Here is a 15351-nt window from a genome sequence, read left to right as displayed (position 1 = left end):
GACAACAGAAAGTGCAAGATCGCCGGGCGGGGCTGGGCTGGGTCGGGCCAGCCCGGCGGGCTGGGCTGGGTAGGGCGGGGTGCGGTGGCTCGGTCAGCTGCGGCGGAAGGCGTAGCGGCGGGCCTGGCCGGCTTGCTGGCCGCGGCCGCCGCCGGAGCGGTTGCCGCCACCCTGGGGCGGGCCGGCCGTCGGTGCCTTCGGTCGCCCGGTCGGCTTCGGCAGATCTCGCATCGTCGGCGCATCGACGACCGCCGGCACGTCGACGACCGCCGGAACATCGACCGCTGTCGGCACGTCGACCGGCATCGCCACCTCGTCCAGGACGGCCGCTGGCAGCGCCGGCTCGGCGAGCACCGCCAACAGCGCCGGCTCGGCCAGCGCCGCCGGTTCCACCAGCGCCGCCGGCAGGGCCGGTTCGACCGCGAGGTCGAGGGCGGGGAGGGTGGTTGGGAGCGGGCCGTGGCCGGCCGCCGGGTCGACGCCGAGCGGCGTCGCTCTCGGGGTACGGGTCTTCTTCGGGTTACGCCTGGCAGGCATCCGGGCCTCCTTCATTGCCGACCGGCACGGCCGGTCCCGCGCTGCGGCGGTCGGTCGGATCGGCTGGTGACCGCCGTTGCGCGACGGTCGAGTGGGGAAGGGACTTGCTCACCGGGGCCAGGCAGGGCCATCGCCGCCGAACGGCGGGGAGGGGATGCGGGACGCCCGGGAGCGCACGGACCGCGACGCGGGACGGCGGGCCGGCTCGGAAGTGGGGCGTCAGTTACGCATGTTCGTACCGTAGCCACCGCCGGACCGACGCGCATCCGTTTTTACTGGCACGATCGGCACATGCTGATCGCGTTCTCGATCACCCCGCTCGGCGGTGACGACTCCGTGGGTGACCTGGTCGCCGAGGCGGTGCGGGTGGTCCGTGCGTCCGGCCTGCCCAACCGGACCGATGCCATGTTCACCACTGTCGAGGGCGAGTGGGACGAGGTGATGGCGGTGGTGAAGCGAGCTGTCGACGTGGTCGCCGCGCAGGCGCCCCGGGTGAGTGTGGTGCTCAAGGCCGACATCCGGCCCGGGGTCACCGACGCGCTGACCGGGAAGATCGCCCGTATCGAGGCTCGTCTCGCCGAAGGCTGACGCGCGCGGCGCGAAATGACGACAACTTTCCCCGCGCGGGCACACCGACCACCGAAATGAGCCCGAGCCGCCATCGGCAACGTCCACATCACGTGCAGTAACGGGACGTCCATCACTGGTCCGTATCGGCTCACATCACGGTAAGTTTCCAAACGCTGATAGTGGTGTGACGAGAGGTGGCGGCACGAATGGCTGATCAGGCGAGGGCACAAATCGGTGTGACCGGGCTGGCGGTGATGGGTCGCAACGTGGCCCGCAACCTGGCCCGCAACGGCTTCACTGTGGCAGTGCACAACCGCTCGCCGGAGCGCACCCGCAGCCTGGTCGCCGAGCACGGCGACGAGGGCACGTTCCTGCCGGGCGAGACGATGGCCGATTTCGTGGCGTCACTGGAACGACCCCGCGCGGTCATCGTCATGGTGAAGGCCGGTGCGCCCACCGACGCGGTGATCGACGAGTTGGTGCCGCTGCTCGACGAGGGCGACATCATCGTCGACTGCGGCAACGCCCACTTCGCCGACACCCGTCGCCGCGAGGAGGCGCTGCGAGCGCAGGGGCTGCACTTCAGCGGCACCGGCGTCTCCGGCGGCGAGGAGGGCGCGCTGCGCGGGCCGAGCATCATGCCGGGCGGCTCCACCGAGTCGTACGCGAAGCTCGGGCCGATGTTCGAGAAGATCGCCGCCCAGGTGGACGGCGTGCCGTGCTGCACGCACGTCGGGCCGGACGGCGCCGGGCACTTCGTCAAGATGGTGCACAACGGCATCGAGTACGCCGACATGCAGCTCATCGCCGAGGCGTACGACCTGCTCCGGGCCGGCCTGGACGCGACGCCGGCCGAGATCGCGGAGATCTTCCGGGAGTGGAACAACGGCGAGCTGGAGTCGTTCCTCATCGAGATCACCGCGGACGTGCTCGCGCACACCGACGCGGCGACCGGCCGGTCGTTCGTGGACATCGTGCAGGACCGGGCCGAGCAGAAGGGCACCGGTCGGTGGACCGTGCAGAGCGCCCTGGACCTGGGCATTCCGATCACCGGGATCGCCGAGGCGACCTTCGCCCGCTCGCTGTCCGGGCACGTCGACCAGCGCGAGGCGGCCCGTCGGGCGTTCCCCGACGCGGGTGAGAAGTGGCAGGTGACCGATCGGGAGACCTTCGTCGAGGACGTCCGACGGGCGCTGCTCGCTTCCAAGATCGTCGCGTACGCGCAGGGCTTCGACCACATCCGGGCGGGCAGCCAGGAATACAACTGGGACATCGACCTGGGCGGCACCGCGACGATCTGGCGGGGCGGCTGCATCATCCGGGCCCGCTTCCTCAACCGGATCCGTGAGGCGTACGACGAGCAGCCCGACCTGCCGACGCTGCTGGTGGCGCCGTACTTCGCCGAGGCGGTCAGCGCTGGCGTGCCGAGCTGGCGGCGGGTGGTGGCCGACGCGACCCGCGCCGGTGTGCCGACGCCCGCGTTCTCGTCGTCGCTGGCGTACTTCGACGCGTTGCGCGCGGAGCGGCTGCCCGCCGCGCTGATCCAGGGTCTGCGGGACAACTTCGGCGCGCACACCTACCAGCGGGTGGACCGCGAGGGCTCGTTCCACACCACCTGGGCCGGCGACCGCACCGAGTCCCCGGCCTAACCGGCGCGGCACCCGCGCCCCCGGCCCCCGCGCCCCCGCGCCCCCGCGCCCCCGCGCCTCCGGCGCCCGGCAAGATCGTGCTGGATCCATGATGTAGTGGCCTCCGTCGTCGTGGAGGCCACTACATCCATGTTCGAGCGTGATCATGGGGGCGCGGCGGCGCCTCCCGCGCGGGTGACGCTCACGCGACCGTGGCGTGCATCTCCCAGACCAGGATCTCGGCCGGTTCGTCGGCGGTCACCCGCCGGCCACCGGTCATGGTGAGCCGGGCGGCGTCGCCGCTGCCGAGCGGGCCGCTGCCCTCCAGGGTCACCGTCCCGTTGGGCACGTAGAGGTGCACGTAGGGCGCGTCCGGGATGGTGACCTCGTCGCCGGGGGCGAGGCGGGCGGCGTGCAGTGTCGCGTACCGGTTGCGGATCCGGATCGCGGACGCGCCGTCGTAGCGGTCCATCCCGGAGGCGATCGGCACCAGGCCCCCGCGGAGCAGCTCGTCCTCGATCTCCAGTTGCTCGTAGCCGGGGTCGACGCCCTGCTCGTCGGGGAGCACCCACATCTGCACGAAGTGCACCGGGTCGGTGTGCGGCTCCTGGTTGTTGAGCCGCCACGCGTCGTTCTTCTCCGAGTGCAGGATGCCGGTGCCGGCGCTCATCCGCTGGGCCAGACCCGGGTAGATCACCCCGGAGTGCCCGGTGGAGTCCTGGTGCACCAGGGAACCGCGCAGCACCCAGGTCACGATCTCCATGTCCTGGTGCGGGTGGGTCTCGAAGCCGGCCCCCGGTCGGACCACGTCGTCGTTGTTGACCAGCAGCAGACCGTGGTGGGTGTTGGCAGGGTCGTAGTGCCGGGAGAACGAGAAGGAGTGCTTGGAGTCCAGCCAGGAGATCCGGGTGGCGAAGCGATCATCGGCACGACGGATGTCGACCGCGGGCGCGGGCGCGGTCACCAGGCACGCTGCCCGGCGTCGGGGGTCGACGGCGCCCAGGTCAGGGCCGGCTCGCCGGTGGCCAGTTCGGCGATCTCACCGGTGCGCAGCTGCGGTGTGTGGCCGAACTCGGCGCAGTGCTGCTCGGCGATCTCGGCACAGATCTCGGCCACCTGCTCGCAGATCGGGTCGCCCAGGTCGGCGGCGTTCAACGCCATGATCATCTTAAAGCGGAGATCACGCATCTGCCCCCCAACCGCCGTCGTCCCACCACCTTCGGACCCTACCCGCCACCCTTGCGCAGGACCCCGAAACGAGCGCACCACCCCCGCTCGGTGCCAAGCCTGATGGTCGCCGTCGTGCCTGCCCAGGCCCCCGGCACCGTGGGGGATGCGCCAACGCCGCCCACACGAGGGGTGCGGGCGGCGCTGGGACAGCTGGGGATCGGTCAGAAGAAGCGGCGGCGCTTGGCCTTCTGCGGACGCATCAGGTCCGCACCCTTGGTCAGCAACCGGGTCGCCCCGGAGGGACCACGCCGGGCCTCCAGGGTGTGGCTGAGCCGGCGGGCGCCGGCCGCGGCCAGCGGCACCGCGATCGCCATCACCGCCCACTGGGCAATGCGCTTCTGGATCATGTGGGTTCACCTCCGTCAGTGGCTTCTGACGTCTCTGATACCCAGAGTGACGTGCGGGTAAGCGCGTCGGCTCAGATAACCGGGGCGACCGGGTTGGGCAGCGCGCCGCCGAAGCGTCGGTCCCGCTGGGCGTACAACTCGCACGCGTACCAGAGGTGGCGGCGGTCGAAGTCGGGCCAGAGCGTGTCCAGGAAGACCAACTCGGCGTACGCGGTCTGCCAGAGCAGGAAGTTGGAGATCCGCTCCTCCCCGGAAGGGCGCAGGAACAGGTCCACCTCCGGGATCTCCGGGTGGTAGAGGTACTTCGCCACGGTCTTCTCGGTGACCTTCGCCGGATCCAGCCGGCCGGCCGCCACGTCCCGCGCGATCGCGGCGGCGGCGTCACCGATCTCGGCCTGCCCGCCGTAGTTGACGCAGAACTGCAGGGTCAGCGTCGAGTTGTCGCGGGACATCTCCTCGGCGGTCTGCAACTCGGAGATAACGCTCTTCCACAGCCGACCGGGCCGGCCCGACCACACCACCCGTACGCCCAGGTCGACCAACTGGTCCCGGCGGCGACGGATCACGTCCCGGTTGAACCCCATCAGGAAGCGGACCTCGTCGGGCGAGCGCCGCCAGTTCTCGGTGGAGAACGCGTACGCCGACAGGTACGGGATGCCCATCTCGATGGCACCTTCGATGGTGTCGAAGAGGCTGTGCTCCCCCGCCTCGTGCCCCTTGGTGCGGGGCAGCCCGCGGTCCTTGGCCCAGCGGCCGTTGCCGTCCATCACCACCGCCACGTGCTTCGGCACCGCCTCGGTGGGCAGCGCCGGGGGGCGGGCCCCGGACGGGTGTGGCACCGGCGGCGTCGGCTCGCGCCGGCCGGCCTTCTTCGATCGGATCACTCGGTCACTCCCTGTTCGCGCCGTCCGCCCCGGCCTCGACGTCGCCACGTGGCCGGAGCACCACGGCCCCGGTGCCCTCCGGCGGCGGAGCCGTGCCAGCCGCCGAGGAACCCCGGTCGACCAGCGGCAGCGAGCGTAGCGCGCGCTCCAGGTGCCACTGCAGGTGAGCCGCGACCAGCCCACTGCACTCCCGACGTACGGCGGCGTCGGTGGCGTCGGCGATCACCCAGTCGCCGGAGGTCAGCGCGGACATCAGATCGATGGTGGCCGGGGCGGGATGAGCCGCCCCGGGTGGCCGACAATCCGGACAGACCGCGCCGCCGGCCGGAACCGAGAACGCCCGGTGCCGCCCGGGCGTGCCGCAGACCGCGCAGGCGACCAGCGCCGGCGCCCAGCCGGCCAGGGACATCCCGCGCAGCAGGTACGCGTCGAGCACCAGGGTGGTGGCGTGCTCGCCCCGGGACAGCGCCTTCAACGCGCCGATGGTGAGCTGGAACAGCCGCAGCGACGGCTCCCGTTCCACCGGGGTCAGCCGCTCGGCGGTCTCGGCGATCGCGCTGGCCGCCGTGTAGCGCGGATAGTCGCCCAGGAACCGTTTGCCGTACAGGTCGATGCCCTCGACCTGGCTCACGGTGTGCAGAGAACTGCCGTGGTTGCCCTTCGGGTCACCGGCGAGCTGGAGGTCGACGTGGCCGAACGGCTCCAGCCGGGCACCGAACTTGCTGGTGGTGCGGCGGATCCCTCGAGCCACCGCGCGCAGCCGGCCGTGCCGGCGGGTGAGCAGGGTGATGATCCGGTCGGACTCGCCGAGCTTCTGCACACGCAGCACCACCGCGTCGTCGCGGTAGAGCTGTCGGCGGTACCCGGCCATCGGGCCATTCTCCCTCGGGGTGTGAAATCAGGGTTGGTTCGGGGTGCAAGCGCGGATGAACCCCGATGCGGCCACCTCGTGCTCGGTCGTAGCGTGCTGGTCATGGCACTGCACCTGACCACCACCCCCCGCCGTCGTCGCGTCGCCGCTCCCGTCGCGCTAGGGCTCGCCACCACCCTCATCGTGCTCGCCGGGTGCGACAACCTGTCGTTCCGTCGGCTCGACTACGACAACACCGAGGCGGTCCGGATCACCACGGTCCGGGTCTCCGGGGGGTCGGGCGACGTGGTGGTCCGCGGCACCGGCCCGGCGTCCGAGGTACGGATCAAGCGAGTGGTTCGCTACCAGGGCGGTGAACCGGACAACACCCGCTACGAGATCAAGGGCAGCGAGCTGGTGCTGGACACCGACTGTGGCTCGCGGTGCAGCATCTCCTACGAGGTGACGGTGCCCGAGGGTGTGGCGGTGCAGGGCGAGACCAGCTCCGGCAACGTCGAGTTGAGCCGGGTCGGCGCCGTCGAGCTACAGGTGAGCTCGGGCGACGTGCGGATCTCCGGCGCGTCGGGCGCGGTCGGGGTGGAGGCCCGTTCCGGCAACATCGAGGTGAGCGAGGCCGCCGCAGCGGTACGACTGCGCGCCTCTTCCGGAGACATCACCGCACGCCGGCTGGGCGGCACTGTCGACGCCGAGGCCAGCTCGGGCAATGTCAACGTGGAGCTGGACAAGCCCGCCTCGGCCCGGGTCCACGCCTCCAGTGGTGACGTCACGCTGGTGGTGCCGGAGGGCGCCTACCGGGTCCGGTCCAGCGCCGACTCCGGCGACAAGACCGTGACCGTCGCCGACAACCCGGCGGCGTCCCTGGTGCTCGACGGTTCGGCCAACAGCGGCAACCTCACGATCAGCGAGCGTTGATCTCGACGCTGGCGGCCTCCGCGGCCGTCCGCTGCGCCGGCACCGCTCGTCCGACGGTCGCCCCGGCACCGCCCGCCGCTTCGGCACCCGACCGGGCCGCACCCTCGGCACCCGGCCGGATCGCCGCGTCGGCGGACTGCGCCGGGCCACCGGGGATCAGCTCCGGGCGGCGACGGGCGGCGACGTCCTCGACCCAACCGACGGCCAGGGTGACCAGCCCGACCAGGGCGAAGACCAGCAGTACCCGGATGGCCAGGCCCACCGGGTCTTGGTGGGACCAGCCCACCACGTCGACCAGTGGAGTGAGCGCCACCACGAACGGCATGTGCCAGAGGTAGACGGTGAGCGCCCGCCGGTTGAGCACTGTCACCGCCCGGTCGGCCAGTCGGCTCCGGCTCAGCCAGGCCACCCCGGCCGGCGCCCGGCCCAGCACGATCAGAATGAACGCGGCCGACCAGAGGGCGTTGCCCAGGGGGTTGTCGTTCAGGTCGTACCCGCGCGGACCGGGATGCTCGACGATCCAGGCGCCGCCGCCCACGGCGAGGGCGAGCGCCACCGGGTACAGCAGCCGGCCGGAGAGTCGGCGCAGCATCCCGGTGTGGTGGGCGAAGCCGAGCAGCCACGCGCCGAAGTAGAGCCCGAACTCGCGCAGCACCGGCGGCGCCGGGTAGATCCCCACCTCGATCGTCACCAGCAGGAGGTACGGGGCGAGCAGGGTCATCAGCGGGGCACGCCGGAACAGCCAGAACGCGACCGGCGAGGCGAGCACGAACCAGAGATAGTCACGCAGGTACCAGATGATGCTCAGCGCCAGCGCGCCCCAGTTGTTGGCCGGCGGGTCGGCAATCGGGAACAGCCACAGCAGCACCCGAGGGCTCACCGACAACCCGCTGAACAGCATGGCCGGCACGAAGACCACCGCGAGCACCCACAGCGACGGCAGCAGTCGACGCAGCCGACGCCCGACCGCCGCCGCTCCGGCCCGGGTCAGCGACGCGGCCATCAGCGAGCCTGCCAGCGCGAACATCACCGACATGGCAGGGAAGACGAGGGTGAGGGTCGCCCATCCGGTGACGTGGTAGACCACCACTCGAACGATGGCCAGGGCACGGAGGATGTCGAGGTACCTGTTGCGCATCAGCCTGCACTCGGTCGGGGACGCGGGGGCACAGCTTTCCTACCCTGCGTGGCGCGCGCACCAAACGACCGCCACCTCAACCGAGCGTGAACATCCCCGGCTGCCCGACCGAAGGCGATCGTGCCGCCGGCCGGGCACCGCCGACGAGGTGGGTCAGAAGCCCAGCTTGCGCAGTTGCCTCGGGTCGCGCTGCCAATCCTTAGCGACCCGCACGTGCAGGTCGAGGTAGACCCGACCGCCGAGCAGCTCCTCGATCTGCTTGCGGGCGTTGGTGCCGACCTCCTTGAGCCGACTCGCCTTGTGCCCGAGCACGATGGCCTTCTGGCTGGGCCGCTCCACGTACAGGTCGGCGTAGATCTTCATGACCTGACCCTCGGGGATCATCTCCTCCACCACCACGGCGATGGAGTGCGGCAGCTCGTCGCGGACCCCCTCCAGGGCGGCCTCGCGGATCAGCTCGGCGACCAGCACCTGCTCGGGGTCGTCGGTGAGCATGTCGTCCGGGTAGAGCTGCGGCGACGGCGGCAGGTACTTGGTCATCACGTCGACGAGGGTGTCCACCTGGTGCCCGGACACCGCGCTCACCGGCACGATCTCGGCGAACTCGCCCATCTTGCTGACCGCCAGCAGCTGCTCCGCCAGGCGACGCTTGTCCACCAGGTCGGTCTTGGTGACCACCGCCAGCACGGTCGCCTTCAACTCGGCCAACTCGCCGGTGATGAACCGGTCACCGCGCCCGACCGGCTCGTCCGCCGGGATGCACAGGCCGATCACGTCGACCTCGGTCCAGGTGGACCGGACCAGGTCGTTGAGACGTTCGCCGAGCAGCGTACGCGGGCGGTGCAGGCCCGGCGTGTCGACGAGGACCAGCTGCGACTCCGGTCGGTGCAGCACCGCCCGGATGACGTGCCGGGTGGTCTGCGGCTTGTTCGAGGTGATGGCGATCTTGGTGCCGACGATGGCGTTGGTCAGCGTCGACTTGCCGGCGTTGGGGCGACCGACGAAGCAGCCGAACCCGGCCCGGTACGGACGCGCCTCCGGATCCTGCACCGGGCTCACTGGGTCACCGTGCCGAGGACCGTGCCGTCCGGAGCGGCCACGTGGACCGGCGCGTCCGCCGCAAGGTCCCGTACCGCCGCGTGCCCGGCACCATCCAGCGTCGACGCCTCGGTCACCACCACCGCCGCCTCCAGCCGACTCGCCCCGGCCGCCACGGCCGAAGCGACCGCCAACTGCAACGCGGTGAGCGTCAGCGACGGCAGCGCGACACTGGCCGCCGCGTACGTCCGGCCGTCCTGGTCGCGGACCGCGGCGCCCTCCACGGCACCGACCCGCGCGCGGGCTCCCCGGGCCAGGACGACGAGCTTGCCGTCCTCGGCGCTCAGCGCGCCCGACGCGGTGGGGGTGGGCCGGGCGGCAGGCGCGGCGGGTGTGTCAGGCATCGGCGGGTTGCCTCTCGTCGTCTCGATAGTTGTCCGTGTCGTCCCCGGGGCCGGCGTGCTCGCCGCGCCCCGCGGTGTCCTGCTCATCGCCCGGCTCCACCCGACTGACCAGGACGGTGTCGATCCGGTTGCGCCGGCCGGTGGTGCCCTCGGCGATCAGACGGAGACCGGCGACCTCGGCCTCGGCACCCGGGATCGGCACCCGCCCCAGCGACTGGGCGAGCAGACCGCCGACCGTCTCCACCTCGTCGGTGGGCAGGTCGGTGTCGAACATCTCGCCGAGATTCTCCACCGGCAGGCGAGCGGTCACCCGCACCGAGGAGTCCGCGAGACGTTCGACGGGCGGGCGCTCGACATCGTACTCGTCGGTGATCTCACCGACGATCTCCTCGAGGATGTCCTCGATGGTGACCAGACCGCCGGTGCCGCCGTACTCGTCGACCACGATGACCAGGTGGTTGCGGGCCGCCTGCATCTCGGACAGCAGGTCGTCGACCGGCTTGGACTCCGGGACGAAGGTCGCCGGGCGCATCAGCTCGGCCACCGGCAACTGCTCGGCCCTCGGGTCTCCGCCGCGGGAGCGCCGGATCAGGTCCTTGAGGTAGAGCACCCCCAGCACGTCGTCGACGCTCTCGCCGATCACCGGGATGCGGGAGAAACCGGAGCGCAGGAAGAGCGCCAGCGCCTGCGCGAGCGTCTTGCCCTCCTCGATCCACACCATCTCGGTACGCGGCACCATCACCTCACGGGCGATGGTGTCGCCGAGCGCGAAGACGGAGTGGATCATCTGGCGTTCGCCGTGCTCGACAACGCCGCGCTGCTCGGCCAGGTCGACCAGCTCCCGCAGCTCCACCTGGGTGGCGAACGGACCTTCCCGGAAGCCGCGCCCCGGGGTGACCGCGTTGCCGATCAGGATCAGCAGCGACGCGAGCGGGTTGAGCGCCCGGCCCAGCCAGCGGACCAGCGGCGCCACCGCACGGCCCACGGCGTAGGCGTGCTGCCGGCCGATGGTGCGTGGGGCGACGCCCACCACCACGAAGCTGACCACTGTCATCGCGCCGGCGGTCACCAGCGCAGCCCGCCAGCCGGCGCCGAAGCTGTCCACCGCCACGAGCGCCACCAGTGTGGTGGCGGTCAGCTCGGCGAGCAGCCGCAACAGCAGGAGCAGGTTGAGGTGCCGGACGACGTCGCCGGCCACGACCTGGAGGGTACGGGCGCCGCGCACACCGTCGCGGGCCAGCTCGGCGGCTCGGGCCGGTGAGACCGCGGCGAGGGCCGCCTCGGTCATCGCGATCAGGCCGGCCAGCACCACCAGACCGGCCGCGAAGACGATCAGCTGAAAGTCGGGAAGGCCGGCGGTGGCGCCGGCCGCGAGTAACGGAGAAGTGGACATCACTGGGTGCGGGTCGACCGCCAGCTCGCCAGCAGCCGAGCCTGGAGTGCGAACATCTCCCGCTCCTCCTCCGGCTCGGCGTGGTCGTAGCCGAGCAGGTGCAGCACCCCGTGCACGGTGAGCAGGTGCAGCTCGTCGGCCGGTGCGTGCCCGGCGGTCGCGGCCTGCTTGGCCGCCACCTCCGGGCAGAGCACGATGTCGCCGAGCAGGGCGGGCTCGCCGCCGGCCGGTGCGGACTCACCCGGGCCGTGGTCGACGCTGCCCTCGTCCATGGGGAAGGCGAGCACGTCGGTCGGGCCGTCGCCACCCATCCAGCGGTGGTTCAGCTCGGTCATGTAGTCGATGTCGACCAGCAGCACGGACAGCTCGGCGAGGGGGTTGACCCCCATCTCGTCGAGGGCGTGCCGGGCGACGGCGAGCACGGCGTCGGTGTCGACGTCGACACCGGACTCGTTGGCGATCTCGATGGACAACTGCTTTCCTCTGCTTTAGCGGCGGCGGCCGGCCCGGCCGCCCTGGGCGGGTCGCCCAGGCACGGCGTGAACGCCCTGCGCCTGCTGGTTCTCCCGCTCGGCGTCCCAGCGGGCGTACGCGTCGACGATCTCCCCGACCAGCTGGTGGCGGACCACGTCGGAGCTGGACAACTGGGAGAAGTGCACGTCATCGACGTTTTCCAGGATCTCCCGAACCACCCGCAGGCCGCTGCTCGTCCCGCCGGGAAGGTCCACCTGGGTGATGTCACCGGTCACGACGATCTTGGAGTTGAAGCCGAGTCGGGTGAGGAACATCTTCATCTGCTCGGGCGTCGTGTTCTGCGCCTCGTCCAGGATGATGAACGCGTCGTTGAGCGTCCGACCCCGCATGTAGGCGAGGGGTGCGACCTCGATCGTGCCGGCGGCCATCAGCTTCGGGATCGTCTCCGGGTCGAGCATGTCGTGCAGCGCGTCGTAGAGCGGGCGCAGGTACGGGTCGATCTTCTCGTTGAGCGTGCCGGGCAGGAAGCCCAGTCGCTCGCCCGCCTCGACCGCCGGCCGGGTGAGGATGATCCGGTTGACCTGCTTGGCCTGCAACGCCTGGACGGCCTTCGCCATCGCCAGGTAGGTCTTTCCGGTGCCGGCCGGGCCGATGCCGAAGACGATGGTGTGGGTGTCGATCGCGTCGACGTACTTCTTCTGCCCGAGGGTCTTGGGACGGATGGTGCGCCCGCGTCGGGAGAGGATGTTGAGTGTCAGGACTTCGGCGGGCCGCTCGGCGCTGCCCTGCTCGAGCATGCCGACGGTACGCCTGACGGCGTCTGTGGTCAGGGTCTCGCCTTTCTCGATGAGTTCGAGGAGCTCGCTGAAGACCCGCTCGGCGAGGGCGTTGTCCGCGGGGTCACCGGTGATGGTGATCTCGTTGCCGCGAACGTGCACGTCACTGGTGACCGAGCGTTCGACGAGTCTGAGGATCTCGTCGCCTGCGCCGAGCAGATTGACCATGATCTTCGGGTCGGGCACGGTGATCCTGGTCTGCACCCGGGGCGGGCCGGGAGGTGGGGTGCCGGTCATAGGTTGGGCCGAAGGGCCCTGCGCACCTGCTCTCGATCTCGGCGCCGGCCTGCTGGCCTGGCGTGCGGACGTTACACCCATCGTATCGGTTCAACGTGGGGCGCATCGCGCCCATTTCCGCTGGCCGCGATCAACTCCCGGCCCGGAAGTCGTACCGGTCGAAGGTCTCCTGGTGGCGGGTGAACCGGTACGTCGCCCAGTGCATCCGGACCACCGCGCCTGCCTCGTCCCGGGTCAGCCGCAGCAGCTCACCGACCTCACGACCGGAGACCACCCGGAACACGTCCGGCTGATCCGGCAGCGGGGTGAAGATCGCCGGAGGGCGTCCGGTCGGGTCACCGACCCCGCGCGCCCGCAGGGTGCCGTCGTGCCAGGAGAAGACGTACTCGGAGCCCTCGCCCCACCAGCGGCCGAGCGCACCCCGCAGGGCCGCCGGCGCGGGTGCGCCGGGTCGCCAGGGCTCGATCTCGGCCGGGTCGTGCTCGACCGCCGCGGCGAGCAGCCGGTGCGACAGGTCGAACAGTTCGGTCGCCGTGCCGGACGAGCCGAGCACCGCGGCGCCCATCGCGCCGGGCGTGCCGTCACCGCCGCGGCGGCCGTACGCCCCGGCGAGGAACCCGGGCATCGCCCCGTCGTGCCCCACGTGCATCACCCGCTCCCCCTGCGGGATCAGGATCAGCCCGAGCCCGAAGCCCGCGCCCCAGAGCGTCTCGTCGGTGGTGGTCAGCGGCCAGCGCATCTCGTCCAGGGTGGCCGGGGCGAGGACCGCGCCGGCCGGGTCCAGCGCCGCCGGGTCGGCCAGGAACGCAGCCCAGCGGGCCATGTCGGTAGCGGTGCTCCAGAGCTGGGCGGCCGGGCCGACCGCGCCGAAGTCGGTAGGCGGTTCCGGGTGCGCCTCGTCGGAGTACGCGTCGACCAGGAACCCGGTGGCCGCCGTCGGCCGGGGGGTCACCGTGGTGTCGGTCAGCCCCAGCGGCGTCAGGATCCGCTCGGTGAGCGCCTGCGCCCAGCCGCCGCCCCGGAGCCGGGCGACGAGTTGGCCGAGTACTGCCACGCCCAGGTTGGAGTAGTGGAACCGCCGGCCGGTCGGCAGCACCCGCTCGGCCCGGTCCAGCTCGGCGACCAGTTGGTCGTCGTCCGGTGCGCGCAGGCTGTCCCACACGTCGCCGAACGGCTCGCGTTGCAGGCCACCGGTGTGCGACAGCAACCGTCGTACGGTCAGCTCGCCGTGCGCCGGGAGGTCCAGGTGCCGGCCCACCGGGTCGTCCAGGTCCAGCAGCCCGTCGTCGCGGCACTGCAGGACCAGCACCGCGGTGAACGTCTTGGTGATCGAGCCGATCCGGAACTGGGTGCCCGCGTCCAGGGGGCTGTCGGTGCCGGTCTCGCCGACGGTGCAGCTCCAGAGCGGTCGGTCGGCCCGGTGCAGCGCCGCCGACACCGCGGGCACGCGGGCCTCGGCCTGCACCCGCCGGACCAACCGGTCCAGGTGCTCGTTGCCGCGACCGTCCGGCGCGGGAGCGCGCTCGCTCACGCCGTCGCTCCGCTTCGCTGCGCGCCGTCGCGATGCGCCACGCCACTGAGCCTGCTGGTTCGCTCGCTGCGCTCGCTCACGCCAGGTCCCGGGCGAGCATCGGGCCGAGCGGCGCACCGCCGAGCAGGTGCGCGTGCACGTGGAAGACCTCCTGCCCGCCGTACGCGCCGGTGTTGAACATCAGCCGGAAACCGTCGCCGAGCAGCCCCTCGTCCTCGGCCACGGCGGCGGACGTCGCCAGCACGTCGGCGGCCAGCGCCGGATCACCCTGGGCGAGCGTGGCGACGTCGGCGTAGTGCTCCTTCGGAATGACCAGGACGTGCACCGGCGCCTTCGGGCCGATGTCGCGGAAGGCGAGCGTGGTGTCGGTCTCCCGGACCACGGTGGCCGGGATCTCCCCGGCGACGATGCGGCAGAACAGGCAGTCGGATCCCATCGGGGCAGTGTAAGGACTAACGGGCCGAGGGTGCTCCGGCACAGCATGCGCCGCCGGCTGTTCGCAGCGAAGGTCGGCTGAGGCAGGATGGCCGGCATGACGGATCGAGCGGTACTCGTGACCGGGGCCTCGCGCGGGATCGGCCGCGCGGTGGCGAAGGCGTTCGCAGCCGGCGGCGACCGGGTGGCCATCCACCACCGCGACTCCGCCGACGCGGCCGAGGAACTACGCGCGCAACTGCCCGGCACCGGGCACGTGGTGGTCCGCGCCGACCTCACCGATCCGGACGCGGTCCGGGTCATGGTCGACCAGGCCGCCGAACTGCTCGGCGGGCTGGACGTGCTGGTCAACAACGCCGGGACGTACGGCGACCGCGACGACCCGCACCCGATCTTCGGCGCCTCGTACGAGGAGTGGCAGCAGCGCTGGCGGCAGGTGCTGGAGACGAACCTGACCGGCGCCGGCAACGCCATCTGGTGCGCCGCGCAGCACATGCGCGAACGCGGCGGGCGGATCGTCAACGTCTCGTCCCGTGGCGCGTTCCGTGGCGAGCCGCACCAGCCGGCGTACGGGGCCAGCAAGGCGGGGCTGAACGCGCTGGGCCAGTCCCTCGCCGTGGCGCTCGCGCCGTACGGCATCGCTGTCGCCACCGTCGCGCCGGGCTTCGTGGCGACCGACATGGTCACCGAGTACCTGCGCGGTGCGGAGGGCGCGGCGATCCGGGCGCAGAGCCCGTTCGACCGGGTGGGCCGACCGGAGGAGATCGCCGCCGCCGTGCACTGGCTGGCCTCGCCGCAGGCCGAGTGGGCCTCCGGCACGATCGTCGACCTCAACGGGGCCTCCTACCTGCGCAGCTGAGGCCGACGCCGCCGGCAGGTCACCCGG

The 15351-nt window shown here is 71.8% G+C and carries 18 protein-coding genes; 4 read left to right on the top strand and 14 right to left on the bottom strand.

All coding sequences use genetic code 11. The annotated features are described in order from the left end of the window. Nucleotides 1–93: 93 nt before the first annotated feature. Nucleotides 94–537 carry a hypothetical protein gene (locus ABTW72_RS17865; RefSeq protein ID WP_350860072.1) on the bottom strand — a complete coding sequence of 148 codons (444 nt, stop codon included), beginning with the start codon at nt 535–537 and terminating at the stop codon, nt 94–96. 291 nt (nt 538–828) lie between these two features. Here ABTW72_RS17865 and ABTW72_RS17860 point away from each other — a divergent pair, with 291 nt between their 5' ends. Then, nucleotides 829–1125 (top strand): thiamine-binding protein, encoded by a 297-nt coding sequence (locus ABTW72_RS17860; protein ID WP_130403636.1) that lies wholly within the window; start codon nt 829–831, stop codon nt 1123–1125. 188 nt (nt 1126–1313) lie between these two features. After that, nucleotides 1314–2756: an NADP-dependent phosphogluconate dehydrogenase gene (gnd, locus tag ABTW72_RS17855; RefSeq protein WP_350860070.1), complete on the top strand. Its 1443-nt coding sequence runs from the start codon at nt 1314–1316 to the stop codon at nt 2754–2756. 181 nt (nt 2757–2937) lie between these two features. Here gnd and ABTW72_RS17850 read toward each other — a convergent pair whose 3' ends face one another. The 5 genes from ABTW72_RS17850 to recO form a co-directional block, all read right to left on the bottom strand. Continuing rightward, entirely contained in the window at nt 2938–3699 is a 762-nt protein-coding gene (locus ABTW72_RS17850; RefSeq protein WP_112677214.1) for a pirin family protein, read from the bottom strand. Next, nucleotides 3696–3896, bottom strand: coding sequence for a thioredoxin reductase (locus tag ABTW72_RS17845; RefSeq protein ID WP_225855276.1), 201 nt, complete (start codon nt 3894–3896; stop codon nt 3696–3698). Before ABTW72_RS17845 ends, ABTW72_RS17850 begins: the two co-directional genes overlap by 4 nt. A gap of 230 nt (nt 3897–4126) precedes the next feature. Further along, nucleotides 4127–4312 (bottom strand): hypothetical protein, encoded by a 186-nt coding sequence (locus tag ABTW72_RS17840; RefSeq protein WP_238660698.1) that lies wholly within the window; start codon nt 4310–4312, stop codon nt 4127–4129. A 71-nt stretch (nt 4313–4383) separates the two neighbouring features. Further along, nucleotides 4384–5196 (bottom strand): isoprenyl transferase, encoded by an 813-nt coding sequence (locus ABTW72_RS17835; protein ID WP_091409745.1) that lies wholly within the window; start codon nt 5194–5196, stop codon nt 4384–4386. A gap of 4 nt (nt 5197–5200) precedes the next feature. Next, a complete protein-coding gene (recO, locus tag ABTW72_RS17830; protein ID WP_091409749.1) occupies nt 5201–6067 on the bottom strand; it encodes a DNA repair protein RecO in 867 nt (288 codons plus the stop codon). 102 nt (nt 6068–6169) lie between these two features. Between recO and ABTW72_RS17825 the strand changes: the two genes are divergently transcribed. Next, nucleotides 6170–6979 (top strand): DUF4097 family beta strand repeat-containing protein, encoded by an 810-nt coding sequence (locus ABTW72_RS17825; protein WP_350860067.1) that lies wholly within the window; start codon nt 6170–6172, stop codon nt 6977–6979. Here the strand turns inward: ABTW72_RS17825 and ABTW72_RS17820 are convergent. From ABTW72_RS17820 to ABTW72_RS17785, 8 genes are all read right to left on the bottom strand, one after another. Continuing rightward, a complete protein-coding gene (locus ABTW72_RS17820; protein ID WP_350860065.1) occupies nt 6966–8117 on the bottom strand; it encodes an acyltransferase family protein in 1152 nt (383 codons plus the stop codon). The two genes, ABTW72_RS17825 and ABTW72_RS17820, sit on opposite strands and share 14 nt — an antisense overlap. A 153-nt stretch (nt 8118–8270) precedes the next feature. Continuing rightward, nucleotides 8271–9167 (bottom strand): GTPase Era, encoded by an 897-nt coding sequence (gene era / locus ABTW72_RS17815; protein WP_091409997.1) that lies wholly within the window; start codon nt 9165–9167, stop codon nt 8271–8273. A 5-nt stretch (nt 9168–9172) separates the two neighbouring features. After that, on the bottom strand, nt 9173–9559 hold the full coding sequence (locus tag ABTW72_RS17810) for a cytidine deaminase-like protein (RefSeq protein WP_112619633.1): 387 nt from the start codon (nt 9557–9559) through the stop codon (nt 9173–9175). Further along, a complete protein-coding gene (locus ABTW72_RS17805; RefSeq protein ID WP_350860482.1) occupies nt 9552–10976 on the bottom strand; it encodes a hemolysin family protein in 1425 nt (474 codons plus the stop codon). The genes ABTW72_RS17810 and ABTW72_RS17805 overlap by 8 nt, the downstream gene beginning before the upstream one ends. After that, nucleotides 10952–11425: an rRNA maturation RNase YbeY gene (gene ybeY, locus ABTW72_RS17800; protein WP_030491788.1), complete on the bottom strand. Its 474-nt coding sequence runs from the start codon at nt 11423–11425 to the stop codon at nt 10952–10954. The genes ABTW72_RS17805 and ybeY overlap by 25 nt, the downstream gene beginning before the upstream one ends. Nucleotides 11426–11440: 15 nt before the next feature. Next, the gene (locus ABTW72_RS17795) at nt 11441–12499 is read right to left on the bottom strand and encodes a PhoH family protein (protein WP_238670385.1); all 1059 of its coding nucleotides are present in this window, start codon (nt 12497–12499) and stop codon (nt 11441–11443) included. Nucleotides 12500–12629: 130 nt separating this feature from the next. Then, entirely contained in the window at nt 12630–14030 is a 1401-nt protein-coding gene (locus ABTW72_RS17790; protein ID WP_350860062.1) for a serine hydrolase domain-containing protein, read from the bottom strand. 76 nt (nt 14031–14106) lie between these two features. Next, complete coding sequence (locus ABTW72_RS17785) at nt 14107–14466, bottom strand: histidine triad nucleotide-binding protein (RefSeq protein ID WP_091409772.1); 360 nt, start codon at nt 14464–14466, stop codon at nt 14107–14109. 96 nt (nt 14467–14562) lie between these two features. Here ABTW72_RS17785 and ABTW72_RS17780 point away from each other — a divergent pair, with 96 nt between their 5' ends. Beyond that, nucleotides 14563–15324, top strand: a complete 762-nt coding sequence (locus ABTW72_RS17780) for an SDR family NAD(P)-dependent oxidoreductase (RefSeq protein WP_350860060.1) — start codon at nt 14563–14565, stop codon at nt 15322–15324. The last annotated feature ends 27 nt before the right edge of the window (nt 15325–15351 follow it).

Origin of the sequence: Micromonospora sp. NPDC127501, assembly GCF_040302185.1 — a bacterium.
In the GTDB taxonomy this organism is placed as follows: domain Bacteria; phylum Actinomycetota; class Actinomycetes; order Mycobacteriales; family Micromonosporaceae; genus Micromonospora.
The sequence above is the reverse complement of the archived record's forward strand: the minus strand, read 5'-3'. Positions and strand labels throughout refer to the sequence as shown.

Coding starts and splice junctions, on each gene's coding strand:
- ABTW72_RS17865 (WP_350860072.1), bottom strand. CDS start 537: ATGCCTGCCAGGCGTAACCCGAAGAAGACCCGTACCCCGAGAGCGACG.
- ABTW72_RS17860 (WP_130403636.1), top strand. CDS start 829: ATGCTGATCGCGTTCTCGATCACCCCGCTCGGCGGTGACGACTCCGTG.
- gnd (WP_350860070.1), top strand. CDS start 1,314: ATGGCTGATCAGGCGAGGGCACAAATCGGTGTGACCGGGCTGGCGGTG.
- ABTW72_RS17845 (WP_225855276.1), bottom strand. CDS start 3,896: ATGGCGTTGAACGCCGCCGACCTGGGCGACCCGATCTGCGAGCAGGTG.
- ABTW72_RS17840 (WP_238660698.1), bottom strand. CDS start 4,312: ATGATCCAGAAGCGCATTGCCCAGTGGGCGGTGATGGCGATCGCGGTG.
- recO (WP_091409749.1), bottom strand. CDS start 6,067: ATGGCCGGGTACCGCCGACAGCTCTACCGCGACGACGCGGTGGTGCTG.
- ABTW72_RS17825 (WP_350860067.1), top strand. CDS start 6,170: ATGGCACTGCACCTGACCACCACCCCCCGCCGTCGTCGCGTCGCCGCT.
- ABTW72_RS17820 (WP_350860065.1), bottom strand. CDS start 8,117: ATGCGCAACAGGTACCTCGACATCCTCCGTGCCCTGGCCATCGTTCGA.
- ABTW72_RS17810 (WP_112619633.1), bottom strand. CDS start 9,559: ATGCCTGACACACCCGCCGCGCCTGCCGCCCGGCCCACCCCCACCGCG.
- ABTW72_RS17795 (WP_238670385.1), bottom strand. CDS start 12,499: ATGACCGGCACCCCACCTCCCGGCCCGCCCCGGGTGCAGACCAGGATC.
- ABTW72_RS17785 (WP_091409772.1), bottom strand. CDS start 14,466: ATGGGATCCGACTGCCTGTTCTGCCGCATCGTCGCCGGGGAGATCCCG.
- ABTW72_RS17780 (WP_350860060.1), top strand. CDS start 14,563: ATGACGGATCGAGCGGTACTCGTGACCGGGGCCTCGCGCGGGATCGGC.